Origin of the sequence: Streptomyces sp. NPDC088745, from assembly GCF_044751045.1 — a bacterium.
GTDB lineage: Bacteria > Actinomycetota > Actinomycetes > Streptomycetales > Streptomycetaceae > Streptomyces > Streptomyces cremeus.
The window spans coordinates 27,706-51,039 of sequence record NZ_JBIVLB010000016.1 but is presented as its reverse complement, the minus strand read 5'-3'; the positions used below and the strand labels follow the sequence as shown (position 1 = coordinate 51,039).

The window sequence follows — 23,334 nt, the reverse complement described above, 5'->3', positions numbered from 1 at the left end:
CGGGGGGGGGGGGGGGGGGGGGGGGGGGGGGGGGGGGGGGGGGGGGGGGGGGGCGGCCCCCCCCCCCCCCCCCCCCCCCCCCCCCCCCCCCCCCCCCCCGCCCGGAGCGCCACAAGGCGCTCCGGGCATGGCGGAGGCGTAGAACACCGGGGCCAGCCGTCAGCAGGCCTTGTCGGTGGGCCTGGGGAGACCAGAGGCGCGGTGTTGGGCGGAGGGGTGGAAGGGGGTGTGGGGGGAGGAGGGGCGGCTGCTGCGAGCGTGGCTGGCTGCGGATGGCGGGAGCGGTCGGCGGCGTTCGGTGGCGGGCTGTCCGGCTCTGGGTGGTGGAGGCTGTCCGGAGCGAGTGGGAGTACGGTGGCCGGGCTGTCCGGGTAGCCGCTTGAGCTGCAGAAACCTCCTCCTGGTCGCACGCGTGCCCGAATGTGCAGGAGGAGGTCAGCTTTTCCGCCAGGGGCGTTTCCGGAGAGGCGTGTCATTACTGTGAAGACAAACCGGCATGCTGTTGGCCATGCCACGAGGAACGCCAGAACCCCTGAGGGATCGCGCTACAGCACCTGTCGTCGAGCGTGTGAGGAAGCGTCACCGGCAGGCCGGCGATCGCGACCTGGAGCTCTTCCCCGCGCCGGAGGACATCTTCGGCGTCCTGGTCTATCTCCGGGAGCGGGAAGAGGTCCTGGAGCGGCCGGTGCGCCGCCTGGAGTCCCTGAGGAAGCGGACGAAGGAAGAAGAGCAGCACCTCGCCGACGCCCGGGTAGCCCTGCGGGAGAACAGCCTCGACCGTCTCCGATTGATCCGGCGGCTGCGCGAGCTGGTCGACGTCCAGGAGGTCGCTGTACTCGAGGCCTGCTTCCGAAACGGGCTCAAGGGCCGGGAGATGGGCGTCGTTCTGGGCATTGAGTCCCGCGGGGGTGCTGCGCTTCGACTGCAGCGGCTGCGCCTGGCGATTCAGACGAAATGGGAGTTGCGCACTCCCCGCCTGGCGAAGGCACGGGCGGCCCAGGACGCGGAGGAGACCCGGCGGGTCACCTCGGGGCACGCCCGGGTCCGCCAGGCCGCGCTCAATCTGTTGTCTGTGCGGTCGTCGTTCCTTGAAGTTGAGGACTTGGATGAGTGGTGGGACGACCTCGCTTGGCACCTTGATGGCAACGACGAGACGCCTTCAGAGCAGGCGAGCACAGCCGCGCATCTGCGTCAGGTGATCAGAGACATCCGCACTCAAGCGCTGCTGGAGGGGGTCGCGCCGGCCTCGGATGAGGTGGCGCTGAGGTACCTCAGGGAGGCAGAGGGGGCGGTTCAGGGGACGTGAGGAGACCGCGTACGAGGCCGTTGGATGGTGATGCATTAGGCGGGACAGCCGAGGTGTCTCCCATGGGAGACGGTTGTCCGTCTGGGACAACAGGAATCCCGAGCGGCGGGAAGGGCCCTGAGAGGGCTCCTGGAGATGCGGCCGGTCCTAGGAGACCCGGCACGGGGTTTCGGCCTTCAGGAGCGCGCTCAAGGCCCTTCCTGGCGCTAGTGTGTCGGTTGCGTCGACAGCACTTCGAACCTGCCGAGACGTCATATACGCCTAAAGCGGGCGTATTCGGGCACAGGGCTGAGGCGGCTCTGGATGGTGGGTAACCACCGTGGATACCGACAGGAGGTGAGCGCAGTGAGGAGAGGTGGCACCAGCCGAGGAGGCTTGGTAACCCCCGTGGTTACCGACAGTCGGTTTCCCCGGGTATCGCTGTGCGCCCTCACCTCTAGGTGGAGCGAACGGTGGGCACTGCCTGTAGGTATCCACCGTGCTTACCGCGGTTTTCAGGCGGGTGCAGACACTCACCGTGGATGTGAACTGACCGTTGGACCTGCGGAAGCAGCGCTCCCTGACAGTCGGTGGACGCGGCGTATGCCGGGGTCTCTGTACAAGCGAACAGGCGGTAAGGGCCGTAACCACCGTGGATACCGTCCCTGCTGTCAGTTTCTAACCGACGTATCCAGGGTTTCTGCCGTGTTCACTGTCTGCCCCCTGGAACCTATAGAGCCGTGGTTCGGTGGAATCGGCGAGTGCTGTGGAAACAGACGTGACCGTGGCTACCGACTATCGGAGGACACCGTAGGCACTGGGGGCCGGTGGAAACCGTGCTTCCGGTGGCTACAGAGCACACTGACTGAGCGTGAGAGCTGCGCCTACTGCATGGACTGCGGTTCCCGACAGAGCGTTGTAGCCGTAGATACCGTCTGGCTGTTCCGCCTGTGTGTCCAGGGGTCACTGACAACACCGTGGTTCGGTGGAGACAGTAGTCACCGTGAGCGCGGTTCCTTCCGTGGCTACCGACTGCCGGTAGGGGCCGTGGGTACTGTCAGGCCGTGGCAGCCGTCTTGCCAGTGGCTACCGAGGACACGGGCAGAAGGTGGAAGCCGTAGGAGCAGTGGCCACGGGTCTACCCGACAGTCGGATACCCGGGTGGTAACCAACTGTCAGTCTCAGCGGTGTATGCGGTGTGTACGGGTGGCACCGTGGTTCGGTGGAGACAGTAGTCACCGTGAGCGCGGTTCCTTCCGTGGCTACCGACTGCCGGTAGGGGCCGTGGGCACTGTCAGGCCGTGGCAACCCTCTTGCCAGTGGCTACGGAGGACACGGGCAGAAGGTGGAAGCCGTAGGCACGGGATCCACGGGTGTATCCGACAGTCCGATGGTGAGGTGGAAACCGGTAGTCCGTCTTCGACGTACATGCCGCACAGGCCGACAGCACGGTGGTTCGGTGGAGACAGCGGTCGCCGTGAGTACGGCTTGAGCAGTGGCTACCGACTGTCGGTCGGAGCTGTGGGCACTGTCAGGCCGTGGCAACCGTCTTCGCGGTGGATGCTGGGGACACGGTCGGAAGGTGGAAGCCGTAGGAGCAGTGGCCACGGGTCTATCCGGCAGTCCGATGGTGGGGTGGAAACCGGTAGTCGGTCTTCAACGTGTATGCCGCACAGGCCGACAGCACGGTGGTTCGGTGGAGGCAGCGGTCGCGGTGAGAACGGCTCTACCCGTGGCTACCGACTGACAGATAGTGCTGTGAAAACTGCCTCCCCCGTGGCAACCGTTTTTCCAGTGGCTACAGGGAACACCGTCTGAGGCTGGATACCGCAGCCACGGCGGTTACCGCATTTCCCGACAGTCCGCTTCAACGGTGACAACTGACTGTCGGTTCCCTCAGCGTGTGCTGTACGAGGCGACATCACCGCACTGTGGGTGGTACGGCGCCTAACGTGTAGACAGACCCAAGGTGGAAACCGACAGTCGGTTTGTCCTGTGTCCGCTGCCAGAGCGTCATAGCCGTAGTCGCGGTGGCTGGAGGTAGCACGGTCAGGACGTGAAAGTCGTAGTTGCTGATGGCGCAGTCTTTCCCGACGGTCCGCCCCGGCATCGGCAACGGATTGTCGGTCTGCGCTGCTACCGCTACCGCGCGGTGGGAACGGCGAGTCGGGCAAGGACGGCTTCACCTGTGAAGGCCGGCAGTGCGACCTGCCGGTGGGGACCCGTGCCTAACGTCTGGCCGGGCGACTTGTTGAGCCGAGGTGGCTATCTGTTCGTGCCTTGCCGGAGGAACCCACACCCCGCGTCCTTGCCCTCAGCACCATCAAGGCATTCGCCGGCGACTCGACCGCCTCAAGGTCTCAGTCCATCTGTACGACGGCGCGCTCAACGTCTCCCGCGGGAGACGCCTGTCCGAGCGTGCGGCTCCTGCCAGCAGCCCTCAGAGCTGGGGCGGGCCTCGCCCTCATGTTGCACACCGTCGGACGCCTTCCCGATGAGGACACGGCGAAGCGTGCACTAGTTCGCTCGGCCGGCCTCTCGTGAAAGAGCGGTAACCACCGACAGTATGTGGTTACCGCATATGCGGTCACTCGGTACCAGATGTAGCAACTCAGGACACGAACAGACGGCTTTCACGGTAGGCGCCGTAGAGAACGCTGTCCGGCTAGATACGGTGTCCCTCGACGGATGTCTGGCCGTCCTCCTCTTGAGGGGTTCGGCCGGGAGACCGATCAGGCCAAGAACAGACAGCACACCTGCATAGGAAGGGCGACGATGTCCCTTAGCACACTCCCAAGCCTCATCGGCTTGGACGCGCTGCCCGAGCGGCCGCCGTGGTGGTCGGGCGACGTGGACCGCTTGCGAACGGTCACGGTGGCCAATCAGAAGGGGGGAGTGGGTAAGACCACCGAGACTGCCAACCTCGGCTTCGAGGCTGCGCGTACGTTCGGCGCCCGCGTTCTCATCATCGGCTTCGATCCGCAGTGCAACATCGAGGCGTTGACTCGGTGCGAGGCTTACCTCGGCGGAGTGGATGAGGAGGGCAAGCAGCTGCCTGCGGACAAGACGGTGATGGACGTCGTCACCGGTGCTGCCAAGCTGCATGAGGCCATGATCAAGGCGCCTGCGGAATGGCAGCCTGACGCCTCGCTCCCGTATGACCAGGGCGGCGCCCTGGTGCCCGGCGGGGAGGTCTACGTGGTGCCGGCGCACGCGCTGCTGTCCATCACGCTGCAGAATCTGGCTGTGCCGGGCAAGGAGCACCTGCTCTGTGACGCGCTCCAGGGAATCGCGCGTCACTTCGACCTGGTGCTCATCGACACCAACCCTGACACCGATCTCAAGCTCCAGATGCCGTTGAGCGCCTCGCAGTGGATGCTCATGATCACTGCGCCCGAGCTGTTCAGTCAGAAGGGCATCACCACCCTGTTCGACTTCGTCGACGCGGTGACCAAGGGCCTGCGCTTCAAGACGAAGATCGCCGGAATCGTCGTCAACCAGTTCAACAAGGACGAGCGCTACCACAGGATCCGGCTTGGGCAGATCATCGAGGGGCTCCAGTCGCGGGCGGAGCGAACGAATCCGGATGAGCCGAGTGGCGTTGTTTCGGTGGCGGGAGGCTCGGGAGGGCTTCAGGAGTTCGCCGGCGAGCTCGCAGGCTTCTGGCCGCCGACGATGCCGCTGAGCACGTTCTTCAACAGCGCCAAGGAAGGTCAGATGCCCATGTCCGGGCATTTGAAGATCATCGGACAGACGAAGGGGGTCAGCGGCCTGGACAAGCACAACGTCAAGCGGAACGTGCTGCCCGTTGTGCCCTTCCTGGTTCAGCAGGCCCTGAAGCTGCTGCAGCTCACGCAGGCTCCGTGCTTGGCACGTGCATTGGAGCACCTGGGGAGCCAGAACCTTGAGGGCATCGAGGGTGTCTGGCCGACTCCGGTGGCTGGCCCCGAGGTCGCCTACCTGAAGCAGCAGTCCTTGCTTCCTCAGCAGCCGACGAGCAACGACCCGGCGAAGGCAGAGGTTGAGGCCTGATGAGCAGCGGACTTGTCCCTTCGGTGGAAACGTCGGCGCCGCGCAGTGGCACTCCTGACTTTCTGTCCGCCTTTCAGCCACCGCCGGATTCCTCTGCACAGGGTGCTTCAGGAGCCGGTGACGCCGCGTCGACGAGCGGTATCCCGAATGCGCGGGACGAAGACGGTGACAGCGGCGCCGGTGCTCAGCACGCAGAGGAGCAGCAGGCCGAGGAGCAGCACGCCGAGGAAGGCGAAGGTACTTCGAAAGCGCCGGCTGAAGGCGTCGCGGGCAGTGGGGGTAAGGGGAAGGCGGCCAAGCCGGCCAAGAAGACTGCAGCCAAGAAGGCCGCGCCGAGGAGGACGGAGCCCTCTTCCACAGGTGCGGTAACCCCTCCAGGTGCAGAGTATGAAGCGCTGGAGAAGACCACGGTGTACCTGGCGCCGACCGTGGTTGAGCAAGTGGACGACGCGCGCATCGACTTCATCAAGGGCAACAGGGCCTGGACGAGGGCCCATGGGAAGCCGTCGTCAGGTGCGTGGATGACGATGCTGCTGAGTGCGGGCATGAAGTACTTGGAGATGGACCTGGAGGCTGGCCTGGAGCTACTGCCGCCTGACGGACGTCGGGTACGACACCAGGCGGACGAGGGGGAGTAGAGGCTCCGGAGTGAACGAGCTGTCCGGCTGTCTGGGCAGCGGGGAAGGGGGGGGGGGGGGGGGGGGGCCGGGGGCCCCGCCCCGGGGGGGCCCCTGGTGGGGGGGGGGTGTTTGGGGGGGGGGCCCCCCCCCCCCCCCCCCCCCCCCCCCCCCCCCGTGGGGGGGGGCGGTGTCGTGGGGGGGGGGGGGCCGGGCGGCGGGGGGGGGGGGGGGGGGGGGGGGGCGGGCCGGGGGCCCCCCCCCCCCCCCCCCCCTTCTCTCCTTATATATAGGGCTGGAGCCTGTAGTTGGCCTGCGGCCCCCGCACAAGCCCTACGTCCGCGCCCAACGTTGTGATGCGGAGCGGATTCGCGGGAGCGGGACTGTGGCCGCTTCGCTTCCTACCTTCTGGGTCGTCAGCAACGGAACGACCCAAGGAGCAGCGATGACCACCGCGTACACCGAGATGATCAGGGAGACCACCCCGGCGGGCCACCAGCGTGCCGTCGCGTTCGCTCTGTCGCAGCTCCTCACCGAGTTCCCGGACCTGCCGACGCCGCACTGGTCGATTCCGATCCCGCAGCCGGAGGACGACCGGGCGCTGTATGGGTACCTCCAGCGTGAGCACGAGACGGTGGAGGCTTTCCAGGCGTACGTGAAGGCACTGGGCGGCGAGATCACGAGCTGTGCCCCGGTGGAGATGTACGGACGTCTCGTGCGCACGCACACCGTGGTCGCGCAGTGGAAGGGCATCCGGGTGGACGTCACTGTCACTCTGCCCGCCAGCATCGAAGTGCAGGCAGCGCTGTGACCGCCACCGTCGGCGCTGACCACCGGCTGCGGCTGGACGTCGGCCCGCTCGCTCTCGGCCCCAACGACGTGCACGCGCTGCTCTGCTACGCCTACGGCGGTCACACGGACTCCCTGCCCGTCGACCTGACCCAGGAACAGATCGAAGGTGCCATCCGGGCTGTGCTGATCATGTACGGCCTGACCGGCGCTCTGCGCTGGGAGTCTGGAGTCGAACCCCAGCAAGCTACCCAGGTCTCCTCGTGGGCCTGGCGCTTGATCGAGCGCCGGTTTCCTACGCTGATCTTCACGACCTGACCTCCTTGCCAGCCGCGCCCGCATCCCCCTGCGGGCGCGGCACCGTCGACCGGCCTACCCCTCAGCCGGTCGACGACTGCCGCCCCGCACCGTGACCCCCTCACGGTGCGGGGCGGCAGTTCGTTTCGGGCGCTCGACCGCGGGCCTCCATCGTGAGCCCTGCTGTCCGCACCATCCGAAGACCGCACGGAGCCTGAGCTTGAGCCTTGCTGCCCGCCGCCGGCCAGCACCTCATACGGCAACTCGCCACTTCTGGGGTCGACACCGACGCGGTGCTTACCTGTCAACGCGACAGACCAGCGACGACGCTGAACCTGCCGCTGTTTCCCCGCACACCGCCCTGCACCAAGGACTCCAGGAGCCCACACCCATGGCCAGCGTCAACGAAACCGTTCGTCAGCTGATCGAGCGCTACCCGTGCGGCTACCCGCACCGCACGGAAGCTCTGCACCAGATCCTCGTAGTGCTCGGCGCCGGGTACGAGTGGCGTGACGGCCAAGTCGTCAGCCGGTTCCCCGAGGAGGACACGTGCGCCCGCATGCACCGGGACTTCCAGTACTCGGCTGAGCGGGTGGCCGAGTTGACGGAGGTCGGCATCGAGGTGAGGGAACAGTTCATCACCGGGCGGTGCCCGAATGAGGACCTCCGCAGCCGAGCAGACGAGCTGGCCCGGAAGACGGGGAAGCTGCTGCACGGCCCGTACCAGCCGCATCCGACTCTGCTCTTCCTGGACGTTCCGGCAAACGCCCATGCGGACTGGGCCGCTGCTGCGGCAGAGATCGCCGCGGTGGTCGGCCCTCTGTGGGCTGCCGGAGCTGACCTGGAGCTGGACCCGTACGAGCGGACCGATTACGTCTTGAAGGAGAGGGACAAAGCCCTCCGTCGCCTGGAAGCGGTCTACGGCCCCGAGGTCATCAACGCCGCTCTGTAGACGCGTGGTTGGCCGCAGGCTGAGTGGCGGCGCCCGAGATCCGTGGGATCGGGCGCCGCCACTCGGCCGTTGCGCGCCTCCCATCAACGCAGCATTTTGCAGCGGTGGTCCGGGCGCCTTGGGGCCCTTTTGGCGTGTAGCGATCTGCGCGTAGTGCTTAGAAGTCGTTTCTCTTGGTGTGTAGGTGCCGGGCATCATGGTCGTCGACAGGAACTCATGCCCGAGAGGACGAGTGAGGCAGGTGTTTGGAGGCGTAGGGACGGTCTTGACGGACCTGTGGCAGCGGCGTTGGCCCGACTGCCCGCCGGTTGGGTACAAGCTCCGCGGCCCCTACCGGGATGTCTGGGTGCGCTTCCACAGCCTGCCGGAGTCGAAGCGATACGCGAAGGACGAGACCGAGTACGCCATTGTCCTGGGGCGGTACAACACAATCCTCGATGAGTTGTTTGCCGGTGGGGATGTGTACGTGATCACACCGGTCTGGACGACCGAAGCCGAGGTTCCACCGTTCCAGCCTGGTGCTGGCTACTGGCAGAGCCTGCTGGTGGAGGACGACCCTGACGCGGAGTTCCGCACCTACTGCCATCTTTTTGCCGCCCGCCGACCCTGGCGACATGGCTGCCTCGACGATCTGCTCCGCGACATCGCCGACGACAAGGTGGCGGGAGTCTTCGTCACCGACACTCAGATGCGGCGCATTCACTACCCCTACGACGGGGGCGCCGACGTCTTCCTCACCACGCCTGAGGAACGGGATCGGACCCGCGACAGGCACGCCCACTGGCTTTCCGGCAGCCCGTCAGGGCTTTGACGGTTCAGGATCACCGCCCTGCCCGAACTCCCGGGCTCAGAACGTCAGCCGCCGGAAGCAGATGCGCAGGGCCGCTATGCCAACGAAAGCAAGGAAATGCTCGGGCTTGCGTTCGTAGCGGCGGTGGAGGCGTCGGAAGCCGGCCAGCCAGGACACGGTTCGTTCGACGACCCAACGGTGGCGGCCGAGCCGAGTGGAGGACTCGACTCCCTTGCGGGCGATGCGGTGGCGTATGCCGCGTGAACGGAGCCACCGTCGCAGGTGGTTGTAGTCGTAGCCCTTGTCCGCATGCAGCTTCGCCGGCCGCCTGCGGCGCGGGCCGCGACGGGAACGGATGGGTGGGATTCCGCGGATGAGCAGTTCCAGTGCCTGGCTGTCGTGCATGTTGGCACCGGAGATGCCCAGTGAGAGCGGCAGTCCGTTCCGGTCGGTGACCAGATGGATTTTCGATCCCAACTTGCCTCGGTCGGTCGGATTCGGTCCCGTCAGAAGCCCCCTTTTGCCGCCCGGACGCTGACGGAGTCGATCGCGCACCGCGACCAGTCCAGCTCACCCCGCGCCCCGAGTTCGTCCAGGACCACGCGGTGGAGACGGGCCCAGACCCGGTCCGCGCTCCACTGGGCGAACCGCCGGTAGACCGTCTGCCAGGCCGGGCCGAACACCGGCGGAAGCTGCCTCCACGTACAGCCCGAGGTAGCCACGAAGACCACCGCCGCCAGAACCTCACGGTCACCAGCCCGACGACGGCCCCCGCCCTGCGGACGCCTCACCTCCGTGGGCGGCACCACCCGCCGGAACAGCACCCACAACTCATCCGGCACCAACCGCTCAACCAGATCCGTCATGCACAGACCAACGAGCGCCCACGCCATAAGAAACGACGTCTTAGAGCTGCCGGTCGCGCAGCGCGCGGGGACTGTCCGGCCCTGGAGGTGCTGGACGCGGCGGGACGGGGGCCGGCGGAGACGCATAACCCCAATGGCTCAGCTGAGGGAGGGCTGTGACGAGGCAGTGGTAGAGGATTCGCCGCGAGTGCTGACTTGCAGCCGGCCGCTTCTAGCTTTCGGGACGGCAGGCCACGGCGACCGGACCGTGGCCCCGTTCGAAGGAGTACCGCATATGCAGAGCCTGCTGAACGATCCGGCATACGGACACAAGCTGCGTCAGGCGTACCACGAGGTCAACCGGATCTCTTCCCGTCTGTGGCTGGACCTGTGGCCCGACGATTCCGTGCCGCGAGACACCCCTCACAGCCGGATCATGCTCGGAGCCGTGCCGGAGGAAGAGGTCCGCATTCCGGCCGTCTCCGAGACCACTGACGTGAAGGCCGACGACCTCGTGGTCGTCATCGATACGGCGGGGTCCTCCCACGCCGCCTACGACATTCTGGGAGTCCTGACCGGCCGGGAAGTGATGGGGCTCGGTCACGTCACCCTCAAGGTGGCGCGGGTCGTTTCCACCGCAGCCAAGACCATCTCCGTCGTCACGGTCCCGACGCCCGCCGATGGCTGGGAGTGTGACCTGGCCAACTTCGCTGACCGGGCCTACGACTCCGTCCCCACGACGCTCACGCTGAAGACCAAGACCCGTCGTATCGGCCGTCTCGGGACCGTGGAGGAGATCCGGCAGCGGATCAGGGAGCATGCCCTGTTCAACGAGTGGAAGCAGGAGTACGAGAACGCCAAGGACGTCCAGCGGGGTGCGCAGGAAGCGGCCATGAAGCGACAGGCCGACGAAGCGAGGCGGCAGGAGGCGCTCCGGAAGATCGGTGACATCGTCAACCGGGCCCTCGGCTCCGATCTGTTCTGCATGGACGCCGGGGGGCAGGTCGTGTTCGGGTATCAGCACCGCTTCCTGCAGGACGCGGTTAACCTGCGCGTGCACCTGGCGGGACTGCACGCGCTGGGCAGGTTCACCGACGACGAGTACGACCTCGTTCGGGACCAGCTGGCCATCGCCGGCTTGCTTCCCGCGCGGCAGTAACAGCACCAACCCCTCCCAGCGGCCCCACCGGACCGGTTCCAACGGTCCGGTGGGGCCGCTTGTGTGTGCTGCACCGGGGAGCTCCCGTGTGTACTTCTGGTGACCGGCGCTGTCCACGCCGGCAGCACCGCGGCGCTGCCGGCTGCCTGTCGGGAGTGGGTACGAGCCGATCGCCCAGCCAGCAGATTCGCGAGAGCTGGGGTCGTGCGTCCCGCAGGGCTAACTTCACTCCTGTTGGGCCGCCCGGACGGACCGGGCGGAGCAGATCCCGGCACATCCTCCTGGTCTTCTTCCGCCCGGACTTGGACCAGGCCCCGAACGCGGCGGTGCGAACCAGCCAGCGTGCGCCCTCCCCCCCCGGCGCCGCTCGGTCCTTCGCACCGCCGCTTTGACGTTCCTGCCGCCGGGCGTACGTCGACGGTCGGATCTCCCACGGAAGTGCGGCCGCGGTCGCATGCCGCGGCCGGGATCCGCGATCCCTCGAGCTACTTCAGGTGGGGAAGCCTGTTGCTGGCCGTACAGCTAGGTGCCGCACGACGCGTCGACGGCCGCGGGAGACCTCAGGCACGGCCTCGTACAGAGGAAACCGCCAGTTCAGAGGCACTGCACCACCTTGCTCGAAACCCCTGGTCAGATGGCTTCCGAGGCTCGAACGCCCCCGCTTCTGCGGTGACCATGCCGCCTCCGCCCGTGCCCGGCAGGGTTCGCGCGACCTGCGGCTTTGCTGGCCGACGTACCTACCTTCCACCTCGTCACGGCGCCTACCGAGGCGCTCAGAACCGGAAGGAACCCCATGAACGTCCCCAACTCCGCCCGCGTGCAGGCTGGTCAGCTCGCTTCGCAGATCGTCAGCGAGCTGTGGCCGCACGCCGACGACCTCAAGCCCACGTGGGCCCGTCGCCACCCGGACGACAGGCCTCTGCAGAAGGACCGGCTCACCCAGGTCGCCTCGGCATCCGAGGTAGAGGTCGATGACTTGGTGCTGATCTACGACGAGACCAGCCGTACTCTGTTCGACCTCCTGGGAATGTGGACCGCTCGTGAGGCCGTCTTCTGCCAGGAAGCTGTCATAGCCCGGGTGACGTCCAAGACGGCACGCACGCTGACCGTCGTCGAGTGCACCAAGCCCACGGGCTACTGGAGTTCGTGCGTCATCTCCCGCTTCGGCACGCCCCGCAAGGACGCGGCCGAGCGGACGCTGAGGTTGAACACGACGCGTCGGCAGATCGGGCGCCTGGGCGCGGTGACCGACCTGCGCGAGCGCATCGCCGAGCACCCGCAGTTCGAGCAGTGGAAGGCTTCGCACGCCGCCGCCAGGATTGAGGCGGACGAGGCGAACGCGGCCTGGAAGGCAGAGCACGAGAGGCGTGCGGAGCAGGTGCGTCCGCAGCGTGAAGCGGTCCGCAGCTTGAACGAGGCCGCCGGTGAGGAACTGGTCGGATGGTACGAGCCTTGGGGAGGCCCCAAGGTCAACGAGTGGTTCACCGGCGAGGGGCGCTTGAGGACGTACCTGGCAGGCCTGAACGCCATCGGGACTATGGCGGACGACGTGTACGCCGAGGCTCTTCTCCATGTCGAGGTCCTCGGGTACTGAGCCAAGACGGTCAGAGGGTGACCGCAGTGCGCAGCAGCTTGGGTCTACGGGCTGCGCGCGCTGCGGTCAACGGGCGTCCGGTACGTTCACCCGGACGTGCCGGACGCCGGCCGGGCAAGCGGCGCGCCCCGGAAGAAGGTGGGGGCTACCGTACCCGCAGGCAGTCCAACGCCTGCCTGGCACGCCCGTCAGCGCCCATGCCGTCCGGGATGCAGCCGCAAGGAGTTCCGGCCTGGCCGGGGATGTCACTGACCCAGCGTTGACCTCGTTGGATCGACTCTGCCTTCGTCGGCGGCATGGGAGCCGGGAAAGCCAAGGACATGCCCCAGCGCAACCGCAAGGTCCAAAGGGCCGCGCGGCAGCAACTCGTGAACGGCCAAGGCCTCTCCTACACCGATGCACGTGCTCAAGTTCGGCGCGGCACGAGAGTGACCAGGGTGGCCCCGGCCAGGACCATGCTCGCCGATGGCGTGTGGTCGCGGTACGGCCGCTGGATTCACGGTTCCGATGACTGGACCCAGTGGCGCTTCCGCTGCGGGACGTGCGGCCACGTCCAGTCCCCGGCTGACGACGCCCACGACGGTGAGCTCTGCCCCGAGGTGGCGATGTGGCAGTGCGCGGCTGGCCGGACGCCGGCCTGTCCGCCCGCTGGTGAGAGCGCCGAGTACTACCAGGTGTTCGGCTATCACGGACATGGCCGTGTGTTCCTCTTCGACTTCGCGGGGGACCGCCTGGAGCACCCGCCCCTGACGGACGCAGACGACGAGATCGTCGAAGTGCCGGGAGTGACGGCACCGACGCGCGGATCGAGCCCGTGGGAGAGCCCCGCGCGGTAACCGACCTTCTCCAGATCGAGAGGGTGCGTCGAGCTCGACGCACCCTCTCGTTTGCTGTCCTCCTTGCCGCGGCCTGCCGCCATGGGGTGGCCGTGTGCCACCTGGTGCCCGGCGTGCGTGGGCTGCCGGCTCTCGCGTACTGGCGAGCAGGATTCGCCGGCAGTCGGCAGCGCGCTGCCGCACATCTACCTTCAGCACCGCACCCGCCCCCACCTCTGGAATCGAGTCCGATGCTGCCGAAGCTCTACGAGCCCCACGAGCCCTACGACGACGAGGAGCCGTGCGAGGACTGCCAGGCGCCGGTGGGTATGCCGTGCACGCCGACCTGCCCCAACGGGATGAGCCCGTACGAGCGTCCCTACTAGCCGCGCCAACGGAGCGATCATGTCCCGCCCTCTGCTCTTCATCGACATCGATGGCGTTTTGAACCCGTTCGAGTCTGGCCCCGCTTCTGAGGGCCACGGGTTCGTCCGTCACTACCTGCGCCCCACCTGCTGGATCGACCAGCACCCGCACCTGCGCCCCCGCGACGTCCCCCACGTGGCGGTGTGGCTGCACCCGGACCACGGAGAGGAACTCCTCGACCTTCCGTATGAGCTTGTCTGGGCCACAACCTGGGAGGACGAGGCGAACACGTACGTCAGCCCGCGGATCGGCCTGCCCGAGCTACCCGTCGTCACCTGGAGTACCCGGGGCGGGTACGGCCCGGGCGGCACGTACTTCAAGACCGTCGACGTCATCCGTCACGCCGCTGGCCGCCCGTTCGTCTGGCTCGATGACCAGCTCAGCGCAGCCGACCGAGCCTACGTCCGGGAGCACCACACCGGGGCGGCGCTGCTGTACGACATCGACCCTGCCGTCGGACTGGACTTGGACGACTTCGAGGCGCTCGCCCAGTGGGCCGACACGCTGACCGAGCCGACCGGGTCAGTCCGATGAGCCGCTGGCGCTACCGACGGCTACCGCGCGACGCCTTATGACGACGGTCGACCCGGGAGCAGATGTCCGCCGGCGGCAACGCCTTTGGCCCAGGCCGTGATCGTCGCGGCTTGGGCCGGAGTACGCCGGGCACATGGAGCGCGTTCCCACGTCTCGCGGGAGATGGGATCGGTGCCTCCCGCGCACCTAACTTCCGCCGTGCCAGTCACCACGAACTGAACGCACGAGGAGATCGGGATGACGAAGAGCGACACTGCTGCGCTCCTTCACAGTGGCCGCGGCGCGCGTGGACTTCTCCACGCCCTGCCTCTGGGATACGAGAACAACAGCGGGCATTGGACGCGTTCGCCGGCACTGTGCGGGGCCCTTGTCGAGATGCCCCCCACCCCGGCGCAGGTCCGTTTCGGGTTCGGCTGGTCGGCGGCGATGTGGCAGAGGAGCGGCCACCTGCGCACCTACGGCAGCCACCGCCCGCTCGCGGACTTCCACAGCCGCCGTCTGCGCCGCCTCGCTCGTACGCGGTCGATCGACACGCACGTGTGCCGCAAGTGCCGTAAGGAGATTCACCGGATGACGCACCCTCGTTGGACGGGCAGCCGGAAGCCGTCGGCGGCCTGACCGTCGGCAATCCCTGACAGGGCATCCACACGGGGCCGCTCGCGCCGCCCCCCACCCGCGCCGAGCGGGGAGTGCTTGGGCCTACCTGGTGCCCGTCACCGTCCCCGCGATGGTCAAACCCGGTACGTCCACGTTCGAGACGTGCCGGGTGTTCGTGTGCACGGTCAGTGCCAGCGGATCAGCGTTTCCAGGTGGTCATCGGAGCCGCCAAGAGGCGGCGTGCGACCTCGACGGGCTGAGCGCTGAACGAGGAGGTGACGCGGCCGTTCGCTGTCCGCTCCGGCGCGCCCCCGCCTGCGGCTGTGAGCTGGGGCTTTCTGCTCCTCGTCTGCCTCGGCTCTGGTCACCGCATAGCGGCAGATTCGCGAGAAATCGAGCCAGACCGCTGTAAAACCTAACTTCTGTCGTGCCAGCCGCCACGGGCTGACCGCACGAAGGAGAGAAGCGATGACCGAGACCACCACGCAGACCACGCAGACGGCCACCATCGACACCCTGGCCACCGCCCTGCAGAACGTCCTCGGCAGCAGCTGGACGATCACCGCGCGCTTCGACCACATCCTTGCCACCACCCCGCTGTGCGACCGCATCACCATCACGCCGCTGGCCTACAGCTACACCGACATCTCCTGGACGCTCGTGCCGGTCCGCCGCACCGTCCCCGCCCAGACCGTGCGGGAGACCCCGGATGCCGACCTGACCGCCGACGTGGCGACCGCGCTCCGGAGCCTGTCGTACCGGCACCACGCCCTGCCGACCGCCTGACCCGCCCCGTGCCCGCCGCCGGGCAGTACCCGGCGGCGGGCAAAGACCCCGCGACTCTCGACCGAACGGACGCAGTAAGTGACCAGTCAGCACGCCCTCGTTCACCTGGACCCGCAGCCGGACGCTACCGCGAGCGACCTCGCCAACGAGGCCGAAGACACCCTCTGGGACCTGCCTGGCGGCTGGGAACGGGTGCTGGTCACCCACCCCGAGAACCAGTACGCCGGGACCTTCCCTCTGCGGAACGGAGCCGACCCGAACCACCCGCAGCTCATACGCGTCAGCGGCGGCACCACCGTCCGTTACGCGGGCGGCCCGGTCGGCCTTCTCGACCTGCACGCGTGCCGTACTCGGGCCGCTGATCGTGCCGCGCGCCTGCACGACGCCTGGTCCCAGGCCGTAGCCACCATGCCGCCGGTCAGGCCGCTCGCCGACTACCTTTCTGACGCCAAGGACTTCGTGTACGCCGGGCTCGCTTTCAGGGAGCAGCCGCACATCAAGGTCGCCGTCAGTCTGGCGGAAGCGCGGCTTTCCTGGGCTGATCAGGAGGCCCTGGCCGCATTGGACCGGGATGCGTTCGTGGAGCGTGCCCGCGTCCAGGCCGTCACAGGGAACAGCCTGCTTCAGCTCGACGGGACGTGGCTTGTCAGCCCGACCTGGGCGGATCCCCAGGCTCCCGAGACGGCGGCCGCCGAGTACCACCAGCGCGTCAACGCCTACCTCGACAACCTGCCCGAGGACCACGTGATCGTCGGAGCCGACTTCATCCGCTGACCAGCAGGTACCGCGCGGACCCCTTCCGGTACTGACCGAAAGAGGGGCCCGCGCGGTACCTGTTAGCCAGCGTTCCTGTCCGCCGGCTTCAGGCCCGCGACGGCACGGCCGCCGGCAGACCCGGCCTCAACTCGCCGCGAGCGCGGGGCGCGCCACGCCGCCCGCTAACGTCCGCTGCGCCAACACCTCACCCCCTCACCCGCTAGGAACCCCCGTGATCCACTCCGAGGCGTCGGACGCTGCCGCGGCTCTCACCCACCAGGTCTGGCTGGACCTCTGGCCGACGGCACCCACGCCGGGCATCAGCCGTGTCACGTCAGCGCAGCAGCTCCAGGACGACGACCTCATCGTGACCCTCGGCGCTGGACCGGATGCGGCCACGCTGACGGACCTCAGCGCGCGCGACGCCGTGCGCGAAGCCGGCACCCGAGTGTGGCGAGTGGTCTCCACCGGCGCCAGGACGGTACGAGTCCGCCCGGTCGCAGTGCCTGACGGGACCTGGAACGGGACGCCCGATCTGGCCCGGCTCGGTGAACCGTGGGTGAAGGACGCACCCTCCAGGCAGTTCTACATCCCCGCTGCGAAGCGCCAGATCGGCCGGCTCGGACCGATGGATGCCCTGCGAGAGCAGATCACCGGCCACCACCTCTTCGGGGAGTGGGAACGGACCTACGAGGCGGCCGAAGCCGAGGAAAGCGAGGAGCGGGCCGCCGCGAAGGCGATATGGGACCAGATCGTGGCACGGCGAGAGTCCCGTCGTGAGCTGGTCGAGCGGCTGAACAAGATCGCAGGGGACCAGCTCGTGTACTGGGCCGACTTCGGCGGCAGCGACGGCAGCGGGTCGCTGAGCGGCTGGCTGGCCTCGAAGGGCCGACTGCGCACTTACCTCCTGGGCCTTCAGGCGGCGAGCCTGATCACCAAGGAGCAGTTCGAGGAAGCCGAGAAGTGCATGGCCTTGCTCGAACAGTGACAGCCCGGGCGGGCGGCTGGGGCTGCCCGCCCGAGCAGTCCGCAGGTGTCCGCGTCGACGGGCCTGCGCCGCAGGTAGCGAGCAGGCTCCGGTACCTCATCTCGCCGAACCGCGCATCGTTCCCCGTGTCACTCGTAGCTTCTGACCCACACCGAGATCACCAATCAGGAGCACCGCGATGCCGCTCGACATGACCGGCCCTGCCAGATGGAAGCGCGAGGTCCACTACCGCCGTTACCTCAGCAACAGCGGCACAGTCATCCCCATCTGTGTGCAGGACTTCGACTACCCCGACTACGACCCCAGCCGCTTCGTGGACCTTGCCGACTTCCCCACCGAGCAGGAGGCCGCTTTCACCCCCCTTCGCCCGCAGGACGTGATCGACACCGCAGCGACCACCCCTGATGACCACGTTGCCGCAGGTCAGGCAGTGCGCCTCCTGGCAGCCATCGGCAGTCACGGGAGCGCGACATGAGCACTTGGTTCCTCAGCCCTGAGCAGCGCCCCGCTCCGCAGCCCCCGCACCCGCTGGACGCGCTGGCCGACACCCTGCACAAGGTTCTGGCCCCGCAGGGCTGGGAAGTGTGGTCGTTCCTCAACGACATCGAGGTGACGTGCCCGCATGGCCCACGGTTCACCGTCGCCATGGACAACGCCGAGGGCGTCAGAAGGTGGACGCTGACGCCCTCGACGGAGCCAGCCGGCTCCGCCGTCCTGACAGACCTCGACGGCCTGCACAGTGCCGACTACGTGAGCAGCGCTCTGCGCTTTCTCTGCTCTCGGCACACCGACGACGTTGCCACCGTCGCGCCGCAGGGATAGGTAGACGGCGGCCGCCGACGCCGTGAACAGGACCGGCTCTCGTTGTCCGAACGCGGCTGGGTCTGAGCCCACGGGCAGGAGCGATTCGCCAGCAGTCGTGACACCGACACCTTCTTGCCTACGGTCCCGGACACGTTCCCCGTTCCCAGGCAAGGACCTGCCATGACCTTCCCCCTCAGTCCCGGCGCCACCATCAGCCGGTCCGACCTTCACCAGCTCGTCGGCGGTCGACCCCACGGCCGCATCAGCCCGAGCAAGACGACACCCAACATCTGCCTCTTCACGTCCCCAGGAGCCCACGACAGTCAGCACGACGGCTGGACTGGCGAGCACTACCACTTCCAGGGGGAAGGACAGGGAGACCGGGAACAGGCGATCAAGAACGGCAACCGTGCTCTCGCCGACCATGCGCAGAACGAGGGCCGCACCCTGCGGCTGTTCTCCACGGTGCGCGGACCCTCAGTCCACTACCTCGGCGCCTACCGCCTCGACAGCGACGTCCCCTATGTGCGGACGTCGCTGCCGGTCATCGGCGTCCCGGACCAGCCTCACCGCACCGGCTACGTCTTCCGGCTCGCGCCCGAGGACGGAACTCCTCCACCCAGCGGTGTCTTCACCGTGGACCCGCTCAGCCATCACACGATCGTCCGGGAGCGTGACCTCGACGTTCCCTTCCGCCCCCGGCCGGGCGACGAACGGGGACGTGAGCGCACGTTCATGGAGGACGTCGCGGAGCAGCTGCTCCGCGGATACAGCTCCCACCTGCGGTCGATGGGCCATGACGTTCGCCGTCACACGGTCACTCCGGCTCGTGAGCTCATCCCCCTGCCCGTCGACCTGATCGATCACAGCACCAACGAGATCGTCGCGTGCGCGGGGAGCGTCGCCCGGACCTACGTACGCGCAGCCTTCGGTGAACTCCTCGACATGCGACGGTTCTTCAACCCGACCCCGCGTCGAGTCATGCTCCTTCCGTCCCGCCCGCGCCCCGACCTTGCCGACCTGTGCGGCCGGAACGACATCACCGTGGTCTGGCCGAGTCCGGGCGGATTCGAGAGGGCAGAACCGGACGCTCTCGTCCGTGACTAGGCTCCGCGCCGACCTGAGCACTGCGCCCCATCGCATTGCCCAGGTCGGCGCGCAGCGGCGTCGATCCCCGGATCGGCTGGCCCCGCACACACGATGTGGGAGGCCGGCACGTCCTGGTCAGCAAACCAGCCCTGTCCGGTTCGGACGCTGCCCTCGAGGGCAGCGTCCCGGCGCCTCCCGGATCCGGCGTCCGCCCATTTCGCGGGCACGTGATCAGCCGCTGTCTGGCTCCTACCGTGCGCAGCATCGCCGAACGCCGACGAGCCCACCGAAGACGAAGGAGCCGACATGGCCTGCCTGACCCTCTGCTACAGCGCCCCGTGGACCGGGCTTTCGGCAGCTCTGACGGGTGCCCTGATAGCTGCTGGGGCCACCAGCAGCGGAAGCGGCGGCAGGCCCCGCTCCTTCTACGACTACGAGTGCGTGCTGGATGACCTGGCCGCCATCCAGGGTCACTACGAGAAGACCAAGGACCCCGTCACTCTCTCCGCCATCGAGGAAGACGTCGCCGACCTGCTCGCCGAACGGGACGACATCATTACCGCGTTGGCGGCGTACCTCTGAACCGCAGCGACACAGCGCTGAGACCGCGACCCGAAAGCTCTGCACCTATGCCCGACGCCCTCACCCGTCCCCCCGGGGCCCCCGCCGACTGGCCCGAGTTCCCTGCCGTTCCTCCGCTGGTCACCGACCATCCGCTGCCGCCTGAGCGGTGGCCCGCCCTCGCCCTGTCGTGGCGGCTGGTCACCGCGCACGTGCTCAGCCCCGACCGGGGTGACGTCATCAGCGCGTGGCTCACCCAGCCTGGCGCTCCCGGGCCGCTGGCTGTCGCCTACCGGCACCGTTTCAACCACTCCCACCCGCACGGGTGGGCATGTGGCGTCCACGTGTTCAGCGTGCCGGTCCGCAACGGGAACCGCGCCGACACGCGCATGTCCTACGACTGCACACGAAGCGGCATCACGCGCACCCCAGAAGAAGCCCGGGCCCAGGCGGTGCACCACGTCGCCGAGCGGCACCAGGACGCGGCCGTGCCGTACGTCGCCCGCTCACTGAGGGCCCGGCGTTTCTACTGCTGAACGGCTCCGCCCCGGTAGCTGGCCGAGCGCTGGTCACTGCCGGGGGCCGGGGCGTCCCGGCCCGGGCGTGTGCGCCTCTCGTCATCTGCATGGGCGGACGCGCGCGTCCGCCGGCCACATGCTCACTGGGCGCCCCACGCAGCGGATACGGACGCTGTCCGCCGTTGCGCCGGCGCCCTCACCTCGGCCTGCCCCCTGCCAATCAGGTCCGCGGCCGCAGCTCCAACCCTGCTCCCACAGTGGGTTTCGCGGCAGCTCGGCACGTGCCTGGCGAGCTCGTAACTTCCTCACTGCCAGCTCGCACCGGCCACCGAGTCACCAACCCCTTCCAGGAGCGGACCAATGAAGCGCAGCCTTCGCCGTCGCATCGAACGGACGATCAACCAGTCGTGGAAGACCACCGACCGAACTGATCGTGGCACGGTCGGAGTGGCGCTCATCTTCCCGCCCGACGCGTTCGCCGACGCGCCGACCTGGACGCCTGGCCCCGGCTTCCGGGCGCTGAACGACGAAGGAGCGACCAACACCGCGTTCGTCCGCGACAACGGTGACGGCACGGAGACCGTCGTCGTCGGCGGCATCGGGCCCGCCCAGCGCCCGGGCATGGACGGCGGCCCCTGGACGGAAGAGGAGGTATGGACGGTCACCGCCCCGGTCGACGACTTCGATGGCTGTGGGCTGGGCAACAACACCCAGGGCATCACCTGGATGCTCGACCGGCCGCGCGCGGTCATCCACCGCGAGCGGTACGCAACGCACCCTCTGGCGACCGTTGAGGCGTACTGGGAGAACTTCAAGGAGGTCTGGGGTTTCCTGCCCTCCGGTGAGCTGCGCTGGTACGGAGGGTGGCCGTTCGGCGAGGGCCGGGAGTGGGCCTACCTGGTCTGCCGCCCCGCGTGGGCGTCGGAAGAGGAGAACGAGGTCGCGCTCCTGGAGGACGTCGTCACGCTGGCCCGCCTGTTCAGCGCGGAGGTCCGCGTCTACCCGTACGACCTCCAGAAGCGGGAGATATCCGGGCCTCTCGGCAGCTCGCGCTGGGAAACCTACCTCTCGGACGTGACGCGTCGCCTGCGGAAGTGACTGGCGGAGGCTTCGGGCGTACCTCGCTACGCCCGGAGCCCGTACCGGTCCCAGTGCCGTGCGGGGGAAGGGTCGGTGGCTCACCTTCGGCAGGTCGACCTGTCCAGACATCGACGGCCGTGGCATAGAACGCAGGCCGGCGTCTCCGACGCTCAGACTCGCGCCCTGTCGATCGCTGCGGGAGCTCATGGTGCAGTGCAGCCATCACACCAGCCCTCACGGAACGGACCAATCGGCCATGCACACCACGTTCTCCGCGCCCGGCACGTCTACCACGCTGACCACCGCGGCGGCCGACAACATCCTGCGCCGCATGAACCTCGACGACACGGTGCGCAGCCTCCCGGCCGACCAGTTCGTCAGCCGTCTCCTGTCGGCCATGACCGTCGCATCCGCAGACCGAAGCGCCAAGGGCGCGGTGCGGCTCTCTGGGATGCGGCGTCTGCACGCGCTGGCAAGCCGCACGCAGGGCACCGGCCAGTCGATCACCTGGAGCTGACGGTAGACCGGGGGCCGTCGCCCGACGGCCCCCGGTCTACCGTCTCACTCTCCCGAGCGCCCTTCGGGCAGCCCAGATCTCCTACGAGGAGTACCACACCATGCCTTCGCAGCCCGCTCCACTCGACACAGACGCTCTCCTTGCCGCGGTAGAGCATGACGCCGAGCAGGTCCGGCATGCTCGGGCACGACTTGCTCTGGCCAGCCTCGGCCTCATCACCGCCCGCATCCGCGCTGACCATCCGGCAGCTCGATACCTCCAGCTGGGCTTCACGGTCAGCATGAAGACCTACACGGGCCGGACAGAGGCCGGGCGGGTCTGGCTTCAGGAATCCGAGCAGGCAGGCCGCTGGCGGGCGTGTCTGGACGACGACGCCCGATCGGACCTCGAAGGCTGGTGCACTCACCTCGGACAGGACGTCGAGGAACTGCTGCCGACGCTCTGGGTGCGAGACCCAACAACCGGGCTGCAAGTCGTCGATCTGGATGCCGTGGTGGCCGCCCTGTCGTGACGGCATGGTGCCGGGCGATGGCCAGCAAGCTCTCGCCGGCGCCCGGCACCGCTGTGCAACTGCCGAGCGATCCGTCAGGGACCCACTCCATCCTCGCCACCTGTCCTGCCTCGGCATCCGTCGGCGTCGGCCGCTTCTACAGGGGCGGCCGGCCTGGAGGCGCTTGAGCGAAACTCACTGGATTCCCTCCATCCGGAAACCCCTGTAAGCACGGTGGTTACGTACAGGCAGTGCATACCGTTCACGCTGCCCATCCGTACTCGGTGCTGATACGTCCTGGCGTTGCCGCCCGCGCGCTATGCCGACCTGGTCACCTCCCGCCGGGCCATTTTGATCACGACCAGGCAGCGAGACAGCCGTTACTGCGTTCCGGCCGATCTGCTTTCCACGCCCGCCCACCGGGCCACCGCGTTGGTGAAGGCCAGCAGAGAACAGGCCGACCGGGGCGCAGCGGTGCACCCATGGGGGCGGTTAGGTCCGGCCGGGGCTTGCCGCTGCTGAGGCTCGGGCGGCGTAGATCATCGGAGCCGCAAGGGGGCGCTGGCCATCCCGCTGGTTGGGTCGTTACGGTAAGGCCAGCAGGAAGCGCTCCGTCATGGCCTGATCGAGCGTCGTAGAGGATTGACGCCGGTATCGAGAGCGCTCTGGGTACCGGCGTCAGCCATGTCTGGGCCCCGGCTGGTCATGGTCCGCTCGTCCTCGGTCGTGGCTGCCCAGGGGGGAAAGGGCGCGCCCTCTTCACCGAAGGGGTGCCCACCGAGGGGCACCGTGTTCAGGAGGGGCGCACCCCTACGCGCCCAAGTGCAGGTGCTGTCCGGCGGCCGGCATGGAACCAACCCGCTGTTGCGGGGCCCCCAAGGAAAACGGGCCCCAAAAACCGGTTGTTAAAAAAACCCCCCCCCCAAAAAAAACAAAAAAACCCCCCCACTTTTACCCCAGGGCACCCACCCCCCCACCGCCCACCACACACATATCAACAACAAAAACAAAAA

The 23,334-nt window shown here is 67.9% G+C and carries 25 protein-coding genes; 24 read left to right on the top strand and 1 reads right to left on the bottom strand.

The window, feature by feature from the left end:
* Positions 1 to 568 precede the first annotated feature (568 nt).
* From ACIP93_RS31255 to ACIP93_RS31225, 7 genes are all read left to right on the top strand, one after another.
* A complete protein-coding gene (locus ACIP93_RS31255) occupies positions 569 to 1,306 on the top strand; it encodes a hypothetical protein (RefSeq protein WP_401764253.1) in 738 nt (245 codons plus the stop codon).
* Positions 1,307 to 4,093: 2,787 nt separating this feature from the next.
* Positions 4,094 to 5,317 (top strand): ParA family protein, encoded by a 1,224-nt coding sequence (locus ACIP93_RS31250; RefSeq protein WP_401764251.1) that lies wholly within the window; start codon positions 4,094 to 4,096, stop codon positions 5,315 to 5,317.
* Entirely contained in the window at positions 5,317 to 5,955 is a 639-nt protein-coding gene (locus ACIP93_RS31245; protein WP_401764249.1) for a hypothetical protein, read from the top strand. The genes ACIP93_RS31250 and ACIP93_RS31245 overlap by 1 nt, the downstream gene beginning before the upstream one ends.
* A 424-nt stretch (positions 5,956 to 6,379) precedes the next feature.
* Complete coding sequence (locus tag ACIP93_RS31240; protein WP_401764246.1) at positions 6,380 to 6,745, top strand: hypothetical protein; 366 nt, start codon at positions 6,380 to 6,382, stop codon at positions 6,743 to 6,745.
* A complete protein-coding gene (locus tag ACIP93_RS31235) occupies positions 6,742 to 7,041 on the top strand; it encodes a hypothetical protein (protein WP_401764244.1) in 300 nt (99 codons plus the stop codon). Before ACIP93_RS31240 ends, ACIP93_RS31235 begins: the two co-directional genes overlap by 4 nt.
* Positions 7,042 to 7,411: 370 nt before the next feature.
* The gene (locus ACIP93_RS31230) at positions 7,412 to 7,972 is read left to right on the top strand and encodes a hypothetical protein (protein WP_401764241.1); all 561 of its coding nucleotides are present in this window, start codon (positions 7,412 to 7,414) and stop codon (positions 7,970 to 7,972) included.
* Positions 7,973 to 8,318: 346 nt separating this feature from the next.
* Positions 8,319 to 8,783: a hypothetical protein gene (locus ACIP93_RS31225; protein WP_401764238.1), complete on the top strand. Its 465-nt coding sequence runs from the start codon at positions 8,319 to 8,321 to the stop codon at positions 8,781 to 8,783.
* A 36-nt stretch (positions 8,784 to 8,819) separates the two neighbouring features.
* Here ACIP93_RS31225 and ACIP93_RS31220 read toward each other — a convergent pair.
* Positions 8,820 to 9,628 (bottom strand): IS5 family transposase gene (locus ACIP93_RS31220; RefSeq protein ID WP_401764236.1). Its coding sequence is split into 2 segments (ribosomal slippage): positions 8,820 to 9,278 and positions 9,281 to 9,628, totalling 807 coding nucleotides; the frame shifts between segments, so codons are not numbered across the junction.
* Between the two features lie 274 nt (positions 9,629 to 9,902).
* On the opposite strand from ACIP93_RS31220, the gene ACIP93_RS31215 reads away from it, so the two are divergent.
* The 17 genes from ACIP93_RS31215 to ACIP93_RS31135 all read left to right on the top strand — a co-directional run bounded on the left by ACIP93_RS31215 (position 9,903) and on the right by ACIP93_RS31135 (position 22,342).
* Complete coding sequence (locus tag ACIP93_RS31215; protein WP_401764233.1) at positions 9,903 to 10,766, top strand: hypothetical protein; 864 nt, start codon at positions 9,903 to 9,905, stop codon at positions 10,764 to 10,766.
* Positions 10,767 to 11,559: 793 nt separating this feature from the next.
* Positions 11,560 to 12,360 (top strand): hypothetical protein, encoded by an 801-nt coding sequence (locus ACIP93_RS31210; protein WP_401764230.1) that lies wholly within the window; start codon positions 11,560 to 11,562, stop codon positions 12,358 to 12,360.
* A 437-nt stretch (positions 12,361 to 12,797) separates the two neighbouring features.
* Positions 12,798 to 13,196, top strand: a complete 399-nt coding sequence (locus ACIP93_RS31205) for a hypothetical protein (protein ID WP_401764227.1) — start codon at positions 12,798 to 12,800, stop codon at positions 13,194 to 13,196.
* Between the two features lie 230 nt (positions 13,197 to 13,426).
* Positions 13,427 to 13,561 (top strand): hypothetical protein, encoded by a 135-nt coding sequence (locus tag ACIP93_RS31200; RefSeq protein ID WP_351866698.1) that lies wholly within the window; start codon positions 13,427 to 13,429, stop codon positions 13,559 to 13,561.
* Positions 13,562 to 13,580: 19 nt separating this feature from the next.
* Complete coding sequence (locus ACIP93_RS31195) at positions 13,581 to 14,135, top strand: HAD domain-containing protein (RefSeq protein WP_401764223.1); 555 nt, start codon at positions 13,581 to 13,583, stop codon at positions 14,133 to 14,135.
* A gap of 375 nt (positions 14,136 to 14,510) precedes the next feature.
* Positions 14,511 to 14,753, top strand: a complete 243-nt coding sequence (locus ACIP93_RS31190; RefSeq protein WP_401764220.1) for a hypothetical protein — start codon at positions 14,511 to 14,513, stop codon at positions 14,751 to 14,753.
* A 447-nt stretch (positions 14,754 to 15,200) separates the two neighbouring features.
* Complete coding sequence (locus ACIP93_RS31185; RefSeq protein ID WP_401764217.1) at positions 15,201 to 15,518, top strand: hypothetical protein; 318 nt, start codon at positions 15,201 to 15,203, stop codon at positions 15,516 to 15,518.
* A gap of 78 nt (positions 15,519 to 15,596) precedes the next feature.
* Positions 15,597 to 16,292 (top strand): hypothetical protein, encoded by a 696-nt coding sequence (locus ACIP93_RS31180; RefSeq protein WP_401764214.1) that lies wholly within the window; start codon positions 15,597 to 15,599, stop codon positions 16,290 to 16,292.
* 214 nt (positions 16,293 to 16,506) lie between these two features.
* The gene (locus ACIP93_RS31175) at positions 16,507 to 17,262 is read left to right on the top strand and encodes a hypothetical protein (protein WP_401764212.1); all 756 of its coding nucleotides are present in this window, start codon (positions 16,507 to 16,509) and stop codon (positions 17,260 to 17,262) included.
* Positions 17,263 to 17,440: 178 nt separating this feature from the next.
* Positions 17,441 to 17,737 (top strand): hypothetical protein, encoded by a 297-nt coding sequence (locus tag ACIP93_RS31170; protein WP_401764209.1) that lies wholly within the window; start codon positions 17,441 to 17,443, stop codon positions 17,735 to 17,737.
* A complete protein-coding gene (locus ACIP93_RS31165; RefSeq protein WP_401764206.1) occupies positions 17,734 to 18,084 on the top strand; it encodes a hypothetical protein in 351 nt (116 codons plus the stop codon). The genes ACIP93_RS31170 and ACIP93_RS31165 overlap by 4 nt, the downstream gene beginning before the upstream one ends.
* 162 nt (positions 18,085 to 18,246) lie before the next feature.
* On the top strand, positions 18,247 to 19,173 hold the full coding sequence (locus tag ACIP93_RS31160; protein ID WP_401764203.1) for a hypothetical protein: 927 nt from the start codon (positions 18,247 to 18,249) through the stop codon (positions 19,171 to 19,173).
* Between the two features lie 288 nt (positions 19,174 to 19,461).
* Positions 19,462 to 19,737, top strand: a complete 276-nt coding sequence (locus ACIP93_RS31155) for a hypothetical protein (protein ID WP_401764200.1) — start codon at positions 19,462 to 19,464, stop codon at positions 19,735 to 19,737.
* Between the two features lie 47 nt (positions 19,738 to 19,784).
* Positions 19,785 to 20,252, top strand: a complete 468-nt coding sequence (locus ACIP93_RS31150; protein ID WP_401764198.1) for a hypothetical protein — start codon at positions 19,785 to 19,787, stop codon at positions 20,250 to 20,252.
* A gap of 342 nt (positions 20,253 to 20,594) precedes the next feature.
* Positions 20,595 to 21,332, top strand: a complete 738-nt coding sequence (locus ACIP93_RS31145; protein WP_401764195.1) for a hypothetical protein — start codon at positions 20,595 to 20,597, stop codon at positions 21,330 to 21,332.
* Positions 21,333 to 21,570: 238 nt separating this feature from the next.
* Entirely contained in the window at positions 21,571 to 21,831 is a 261-nt protein-coding gene (locus ACIP93_RS31140; RefSeq protein WP_401764191.1) for a hypothetical protein, read from the top strand.
* A 100-nt stretch (positions 21,832 to 21,931) separates the two neighbouring features.
* Complete coding sequence (locus tag ACIP93_RS31135) at positions 21,932 to 22,342, top strand: hypothetical protein (RefSeq protein ID WP_401764188.1); 411 nt, start codon at positions 21,932 to 21,934, stop codon at positions 22,340 to 22,342.
* Positions 22,343 to 23,334 lie beyond the last annotated feature (992 nt).

Bases quoted from the DNA above. Each gene is read 5' to 3' on its own strand.
- ACIP93_RS31240 (WP_401764246.1), top strand. From the start codon at position 6,380: ATGACCACCGCGTACACCGAGATGATCAGGGAGACCACCCCGGCGGGC.
- ACIP93_RS31150 (WP_401764198.1), top strand. From the start codon at position 19,785: ATGCCCGACGCCCTCACCCGTCCCCCCGGGGCCCCCGCCGACTGGCCC.
- ACIP93_RS31170 (WP_401764209.1), top strand. From the start codon at position 17,441: ATGCCGCTCGACATGACCGGCCCTGCCAGATGGAAGCGCGAGGTCCAC.
- ACIP93_RS31140 (WP_401764191.1), top strand. From the start codon at position 21,571: ATGCACACCACGTTCTCCGCGCCCGGCACGTCTACCACGCTGACCACC.
- ACIP93_RS31145 (WP_401764195.1), top strand. From the start codon at position 20,595: ATGAAGCGCAGCCTTCGCCGTCGCATCGAACGGACGATCAACCAGTCG.
- ACIP93_RS31185 (WP_401764217.1), top strand. From the start codon at position 15,201: ATGACCGAGACCACCACGCAGACCACGCAGACGGCCACCATCGACACC.
- ACIP93_RS31160 (WP_401764203.1), top strand. From the start codon at position 18,247: ATGACCTTCCCCCTCAGTCCCGGCGCCACCATCAGCCGGTCCGACCTT.
- ACIP93_RS31230 (WP_401764241.1), top strand. From the start codon at position 7,412: ATGGCCAGCGTCAACGAAACCGTTCGTCAGCTGATCGAGCGCTACCCG.
- ACIP93_RS31195 (WP_401764223.1), top strand. From the start codon at position 13,581: ATGTCCCGCCCTCTGCTCTTCATCGACATCGATGGCGTTTTGAACCCG.
- ACIP93_RS31165 (WP_401764206.1), top strand. From the start codon at position 17,734: ATGAGCACTTGGTTCCTCAGCCCTGAGCAGCGCCCCGCTCCGCAGCCC.
- ACIP93_RS31135 (WP_401764188.1), top strand. From the start codon at position 21,932: ATGCCTTCGCAGCCCGCTCCACTCGACACAGACGCTCTCCTTGCCGCG.
- ACIP93_RS31215 (WP_401764233.1), top strand. From the start codon at position 9,903: ATGCAGAGCCTGCTGAACGATCCGGCATACGGACACAAGCTGCGTCAG.
- ACIP93_RS31200 (WP_351866698.1), top strand. From the start codon at position 13,427: ATGCTGCCGAAGCTCTACGAGCCCCACGAGCCCTACGACGACGAGGAG.
- ACIP93_RS31155 (WP_401764200.1), top strand. From the start codon at position 19,462: ATGGCCTGCCTGACCCTCTGCTACAGCGCCCCGTGGACCGGGCTTTCG.
- ACIP93_RS31245 (WP_401764249.1), top strand. From the start codon at position 5,317: ATGAGCAGCGGACTTGTCCCTTCGGTGGAAACGTCGGCGCCGCGCAGT.
- ACIP93_RS31190 (WP_401764220.1), top strand. From the start codon at position 14,511: ATGCCCCCCACCCCGGCGCAGGTCCGTTTCGGGTTCGGCTGGTCGGCG.
- ACIP93_RS31210 (WP_401764230.1), top strand. From the start codon at position 11,560: ATGAACGTCCCCAACTCCGCCCGCGTGCAGGCTGGTCAGCTCGCTTCG.